Origin of the sequence: Acrocarpospora sp. B8E8 (assembly GCF_039871605.1) — a bacterium.
Lineage (GTDB): Bacteria > Actinomycetota > Actinomycetes > Streptosporangiales > Streptosporangiaceae > Acrocarpospora > Acrocarpospora macrocephala.
In genome coordinates this window covers 36,070-42,451 of record NZ_JBDPLV010000047.1, presented here as the reverse complement: position 1 = coordinate 42,451, position 6,382 = coordinate 36,070, and the positions used below count along the sequence as shown (strand labels likewise).

4 protein-coding genes are annotated in these 6,382 nt (G+C 69.0%); 1 reads left to right on the top strand and 3 read right to left on the bottom strand.

The features are described from left to right. Positions 1 to 99 precede the first annotated feature (99 nt). The 3 genes from ABGB08_RS35580 to ABGB08_RS35570 are packed head-to-tail and all read right to left on the bottom strand — an operon-like array spanning position 100 to position 4,751. Positions 100 to 1,176 carry an ABC transporter substrate-binding protein gene (locus tag ABGB08_RS35580; RefSeq protein ID WP_347599731.1) on the bottom strand — a complete coding sequence of 359 codons (1,077 nt, stop codon included), beginning with the start codon at positions 1,174 to 1,176 and terminating at the stop codon, positions 100 to 102. A 27-nt stretch (positions 1,177 to 1,203) separates the two neighbouring features. After that, entirely contained in the window at positions 1,204 to 3,018 is a 1,815-nt protein-coding gene (locus ABGB08_RS35575) for an ABC transporter ATP-binding protein (protein ID WP_347599728.1), read from the bottom strand. Next, positions 3,015 to 4,751: an ABC transporter ATP-binding protein gene (locus ABGB08_RS35570; protein WP_347599725.1), complete on the bottom strand. Its 1,737-nt coding sequence runs from the start codon at positions 4,749 to 4,751 to the stop codon at positions 3,015 to 3,017. Before ABGB08_RS35570 ends, ABGB08_RS35575 begins: the two co-directional genes overlap by 4 nt. A 252-nt stretch (positions 4,752 to 5,003) precedes the next feature. On the opposite strand from ABGB08_RS35570, the gene ABGB08_RS35565 reads away from it, so the two are divergent. Next, complete coding sequence (locus tag ABGB08_RS35565) at positions 5,004 to 6,374, top strand: ricin-type beta-trefoil lectin domain protein (RefSeq protein ID WP_347599722.1); 1,371 nt, start codon at positions 5,004 to 5,006, stop codon at positions 6,372 to 6,374. Positions 6,375 to 6,382 lie beyond the last annotated feature (8 nt).

Below are 6,382 nucleotides of genomic sequence, written 5' to 3'. Positions count from 1 at the left end.
GCCCGCCACATCGTGGCTGGCGTGAACAGACCCACGCGAAAGGGCCGGATCATCAGACCCGGCCCTTTGTCGCGATAAACAGAACCGCGATAAACAGAACTACGACGTCGGCTGCTCCACCTTCGTCGCGGGGTCGCCGTCCAACGCCGCCGCCAACTGAGGCACCAGCCGGTCGATCACGTACGGCAAACTGAGCACCGTTACGAACGAGAACGCCACCCCATAGCTGGTGGACTCGCCCACAAACACCTCACGCCCCTCGGACACAACCGTCATGTCCCCGTAGAGCTTGTCCTTGTGCAGCGTCTCAACATCCTTGACCAGGTCGGGCACCGTCCACACGGTCACCTTCTGGTCGAGCAGATCGGCGCGTTCCCGGCTGATGCTCGTCCCGAACTGGTTGCCGATGACCTTGTCCAGGTCGGACGGCATGGTGAACCCGAGCGAGGTCAGCGTCCGCGACCGCGAGTCCTGGCTGCCGTACACGAAGAACCCCTCGTAGGGGGTGGCCACCACGGCCGTAGCCCCCACGAACTCGGGGTGTTCGGCCTTGGCCGCGGCGAACTTGGCCTCCACGCCGTCGATCAGCGTTCTGGCTTCGGCGTCCTTGCCGAGTGCCTTGCCTGTGCGCAGGGTCTGCTCCTGCCACGGGATGCCGTAGTCGTTGAACTCCTTCGGCTGGGCGACAACGGGGGCGAACTTCGACAGGGTGTCGTACTGCTCCTTGGTGATCCCCGCGTACAGGGCGAGGATCAGGTCGGGCTTGAGCGCGGCGATCTTCTCGACTTGAGGCCCGGTGCCGGTGTCCTCAAGCAGGGTCGGTACGGGTGAACTGCCCAGCTCGTCCTTCGCCCATGGCCCGATGGCGCCGGGGAAGCCGCCGAACCAGTCGGTGGTCCCCACCGGGACCGTACCCAGCGCCAGCACCGCGTCCTGGTCGGTCAGGCCGACCGTGAACACCCGGGTGGGGGCGGCGGGGATGGTTGTGGCGCCGTACTTGTGGTCGATCGTCACCGGGAAGACGCTGGCGGGAGCGGACTCGGCGGGAGCGGAGGCCGCCGGTGCGGACGAGGCTGGAGCCGCGGTCTCCTGCCCGGAACCGCAAGCGGTGGCGAGAAACAACAGGGCGGCGGCGACCACGGCGGCGGGCCGACCACCCTTCAGGGAGGGAAACATGAAAGATCCTTCGCAGGTTGGGATTCGTCAGGGATAGTGACGTTCTGGGGAATCGGGGGAGTCCGGGAAGCCTGGATCATCCGTGGTGCGGTGGCCTGTCCAGGTTTTCCAGAGGGTGGCGTAGGGGCCGTCTGCGGAGTGCAGGTCGGTGTGGTGGCCGATTTGTACGATTCGGCCGTTGTCCATGACGACGACGCGGTCGGTGGTGGCGGCCTGGCTGAGGCGGTGGGCGACGATCAACGCGGTCCGGCCCTCGATCGCCCGGTCGATGGCTTTTTCGAGGACGCGGGCTCCGGCGCTGCCCGCTTCGGCGGTAGCCTCGTCCAGCACCGCGATCGGCGGGTCGGTAAGGATCAATCGGGCCAACGCGACCTGCTGGACTTGGGTGGCCGTGAGCCGGTGGGCACCTTCGCCGACGATCGTGTCCAGGCCCTCGGGCAGCGTCCCCGCCCAGGTCAGCGCGTCCACCCTGGTGAGCGCCTCACGCAACTCCGCGTCGGACGCGTCCGGCCGGGCCAGGCGCAGGTCGTCGGCGAGAGACCCGGCGAACACGTGCACGTCCTGAGTGATCATCGCCACCCGCTCGCCCGCGCCCAACCGCACCGAACCGGCGGCCGGGACGTGCACGCCCGCGATCACCCTGGCCAGCGTGGTCTTGCCCGCCCCACTCGCCCCGACCAGCGCCACCCGTTCCCCACGCCCGATGGTCAGATCGATGCCGTGCAGGACCGGCCGCCCCAGCTCGTACGCATGACCCAGTCCCGTCACCACGACCGCTTCCTCCGGCGTGGCCGTGGCTTCCGCCGCACGCCGCTCCGGTTCGGGCAGGTCGATGACGCCGACGAGGCGGGCCAGGCTGGCGGCGGCGGACTGGGCTTCGTCGATCAGCACAAGGGCGGTGTTGACCGGGCCGAACAGGCCGTGGAAGTAGAGGGCGGCGGCGGTAGCCGTACCGATGGAGACCAGGCCGCCGCGGACCATGAGGAAACCGGCGATCAGGACGGCGGCCAGGCCGATGTACTCGGCGACGTGCAGGCGGCTGTAGAAGCGCAGCACCAGCCAGACGCCGCGCATGGTGAGGTCGACGGCACGTTGGGAACGTTCGGTGACCCGCCCGACGTGCTCGTCCTCCATCCGGAAGGCGCGTACGGTCGCCGCGCCGCCGATGCTCTCCAGCAACTGCTGCTGCTGCGCGCCGCCCGCGATACGCTGCCGCGCGTAGAGGGGTACGGCCTTGCGCACGTACCACCGCGCGGTGTGCGCCTGGAACGGCACCGCCAGCAGCGCGGCCAGCAGGAACCGCCAGTCCACCACGGCCAGCGCGACCATGGTGAGCACGATCGCCAGCACCGACCTGGCCAGTTCCGGCAGTGCGGTCCGCATCGCCTCGGCCACCTGGGAGACGTCGGCGGTGACCCGGGCGGTGAGATCACCCGAACCGGCCTTCTCCACCTGCTCCAGCGGCAGCCGCAAGGCCCGCCCGACGAAACGTTCCCGCAGCCGGGCCAGCGCGGTCTCGCCGAGCCGGGCGACCAACGACAATCCCAGCCCGGTCGCGCCACCTTGCACGACGGCGACGATGACGAGGAACACCACCGGCATGGTGAGCGCGTCAAGCGTGCTCCGCGACGCGACCAGGTCCACGATGCGACCCAGCAGCGGCTGGGTGAGCAGCCCGATCGCGGTGGCCCCGACCATGACGGCGAAGCCGCCGATCGCCAGGCCCCGATGTGGCCGCAGCAGTCCGAGCACCACGGTCCTGGTCCGCGCCGGTGTGGCGGTGGGTAACAACTCGCGGTCCAGCGGCTCGGAATTCATGGTGATGTCCGACGAGTCGCTCATGCGAGCACCGCCGCCCGGTAGACCGCGTTCCGCCGTACCAGTTCGGTGTGCGGGGCCGCGTCGGCGACGCGGCCGCCGTCCAGCAGCACCACCCGGTCGGTGATCGCCAGCAGGGCCGGACTCGTGGTGACCACGATCGTGGTACGGCCCTGCCGGACTTCCCGCAATCCGCCCGCGATCCGCGCTTCGGTCACGGTATCCACCGCCGTGGTCGGATCGTGCAGGACGAGCACCGCCCGATCGGCGGCGAGCGCCCGCGCGAGCGCGACCCGCTGGCGCTGCCCGCCCGACAACGAACGTCCACGCTCGATCACCGGCGCGTCCACGCCCAGCGGCAGCCCACGCGCGACCTCGTCCACACCGGCGGCGACCAGCACCCGCTCCAGCACGGACTCCTCGGCCCTCACATTGGTACGCAAGGTTCCCTCGAACAAGTCGGCGTCATGCTCGGCGATGAGGATCGCCAGCCGAAGGTCGGCGGGGTCCACATCGGTATAGGGCAGGCCGTCGATTTCGATCACTCCGGCGTCCGGGTCGGTCTGACGTCCGAGGCACCGCAGCAGGGTGATGGCATGGGCCGGATCCGTGGCGACCACGCCGAGGATCTCGCCGGGAGAAACGTCCAGGTCGAGCGTCAACCCGTCACAACACACGCCACGCAGGCGCAGTTCACCGCGCACCGGATAGGGAAGCGCACCACCGGGATGGGGGGGTGTGCTCCCTCCAGCACGCGATTCGTCGCCTGTGGGGTGGGATAGCCCGCCACCTCCCGCGGCGACGGCGGGCGGCATGGCGAGCACATCGGCTATGCGAGCCGCCGACGCTCGGCCCTGGGCGAGTTCGGCGTTGACCCAGGAGAAGACTTCCAGCGGGCCGATGAGGAACAGCGCGAGCCCGACCGCCGAGACGAGCTCACCGAGGCTGATGTCTCCTTGCAGGGCGAGCCGGCCGCCGATCAGGGCGACGATCGCGATGAAGCCGCCGGTCAAGGCGAGAACCATCCCGTACTGCCAGGCCTCCGCGCGGGCTGCGCGTAACGTGGCCACCAGCGATTCCCGGCTGGTTCGCTGATACCGTGCGACGGCCGCCGACTCCGCGCCGATGCCTTTGAGCACCCGCAACCCGGTCACCAGATCGGCGGCGACGCCGGACGCGTGCGCGGCTCGTTCCTGTTCGGCTTCGCTGCGGCGTTCCAGCGGTTTGCTCAGGAGGTGTCCGGCCAGCAGCAGCAGGGGCGTACCCAAAAGCACCAGCAGGCCGAGCGGCAACGAGATCCGCAGCAGCACCACCGCGCCCACCAGAACACCGAAAAGCGCGCCGATTCCCATGATCGCGGCCATGTTCACGGCTCCGACCCTTTTCGCGTCCTCGGTCGCGATCGTGGTCAACGCCCCGGGTAAGCGGCCTTGCTCGGCCCCGCCGCGCGGATCGAGCACCCGCCGCACGAGCTCCAGCCGGAGCTCGTGGCCCGCCTGCTCGGCGGCGCGTTCCCCAGCCCGTGCGCCGTACCTGAAACTGATGGAAAGACCGACATATACGGCGGCGAGCGCGGCGAGCCAGCCCAGGAGAGCGGTCAGATCACCCGAAGCGACGGCCTGGTCGATGACGACGCCGATGAGGACGGGAACCGCCACCTCACCGGCCTGATGGCCCGCCCCCAGCAGCGACCCCACGAGAACGTCACGCCGCTGCCCGCGGACCGCACGCCACAGGACCTCCCGACCCCCACCCACCTAAAATCCTCCGGATCACCCGACTAATTTTAGGTAAGGCTACACTAACTAAGTCTCACCTAACCAGGGCACCCCTTCCCTGCGTATATGGGCATGCTCACGCCTATTCCCCGCCCGGAACGATCGCCAGCGTACCTCCTCCGACCGGCCAAGATCCTCACATTCATTAGGAAACTTTCCTATTGACAGCGCTAGCCTCCGAGGGGTTATATCCGGGTTAATTTAAGAAGTGAACAACCGGGAGAGACGAACATGCCCCTTCAGCGCCCCCGATTAGCGCGAGTCCTGGCGGCCGGAGCCGTCGCGCTCGCCCTCGTCGCGACCGGTGTCACGCCCGCTTCGGCGGCGACCGGTCAGATCACCGGATACGGCGGCAAATGCGTGGACGTCGCCGCCGCCAACTCGGCCAACGGGACCCAGGTCCAGCTCTACACCTGCAACGGCACCGCCGCCCAATCCTGGACGACCGGCACCGACGGCACCATCCGCGCCCTCGGCAAGTGCCTGGACGTGAACGCCGCGAGCAGCGCCAACGGCACCAAGGTGCAGATCTGGGACTGCAACGGCACCGCCGCCCAGATCTGGACCCCGCAGGGCGACGGCACCCTCCGCGCGCTCGGCAAGTGCCTGGACGCCACCGGCCCGAGCTCGGCCGACGGCACCCCCCTCCAGATCTGGGACTGCTTCGCCAGCGCCAACCAGCGCTGGACGCTGCCCACCGGCACCAACCCGCCCCCGCCGCCTCCGCCGGGCAAGATGCCGGGCGCGCCCTACCTCTACATGGGCTGGGGCAGCCCGCCCAACGCCGCGACGGTGATGAGCCAGACCGGCATCCGCTCCTTCACCATGGCGTTCATCCTGTCCGGCGGCGGCTGCGTGCCGCGCTGGGACGGCAGCAGGCCGCTGACCGGCGGCGTCGACCAGTCCACGATCAACTCCATCAAGGCGGCCGGCGGCAGCGTGCAGGTCTCCTTCGGCGGCTGGTCGGGCAACAAGCTCGGCCCCAACTGCGCCACCCCCGCCGCGTACGCCGGAGCCGTGCAGCAGGTCATCAACGCGGTCGGCCCGGCCGTGGTCGACTTCGACATCGAGAACACCGACGAGTTCTCCAACTACACCGTCCAGGACCGCATCCTCAACGGCCTGAAGATCGTCAAGCAGAACAACCCGAACGTGAAGATCGCGGTCACCTTCGGCACCGGCCTCAACGGCCCGACCGGCGACGGCATCCGGCTGATCAACCAGGCGCGGGCGCTGAACGTGCCGATCGACAACTACACGATCATGCCGTTCAACTTCGGCGGGCACGGCACCATGTACCAAGCCACCGTCAACGCCTCGGAAGGCCTGAAGAACGCGCTCAAGTCGGCCTGGGGCTGGACCGACGCGCAGGCGTACGCGCGGATGGGCATCTCCGGCATGAACGGCAGCTCCGACCAGGGTGAGATCACCACGACCGGGATCTGGACCCAGATCCGGGACTGGGCCAACTCGCACGGGCTGACCCGGTTCGCGTACTGGTCGGTCAACCGGGACCGGCCGTGCTCCGGCGGTCTCAACGACACCTGTAGCGGCACCCCCCAGGCCAACTGGGACTTCACTCGCATCACGGCCGGCTTCTAAGGAGCCCG

What these genes read in the sequence shown, in the direction of transcription:
- ABGB08_RS35575 (WP_347599728.1), bottom strand. Translation starts at nt 3,018, where the DNA reads ATGAGCGACTCGTCGGACATCACCATGAATTCCGAGCCGCTGGACCGC.
- ABGB08_RS35580 (WP_347599731.1), bottom strand. Translation starts at nt 1,176, where the DNA reads ATGTTTCCCTCCCTGAAGGGTGGTCGGCCCGCCGCCGTGGTCGCCGCC.
- ABGB08_RS35565 (WP_347599722.1), top strand. Translation starts at nt 5,004, where the DNA reads ATGCCCCTTCAGCGCCCCCGATTAGCGCGAGTCCTGGCGGCCGGAGCC.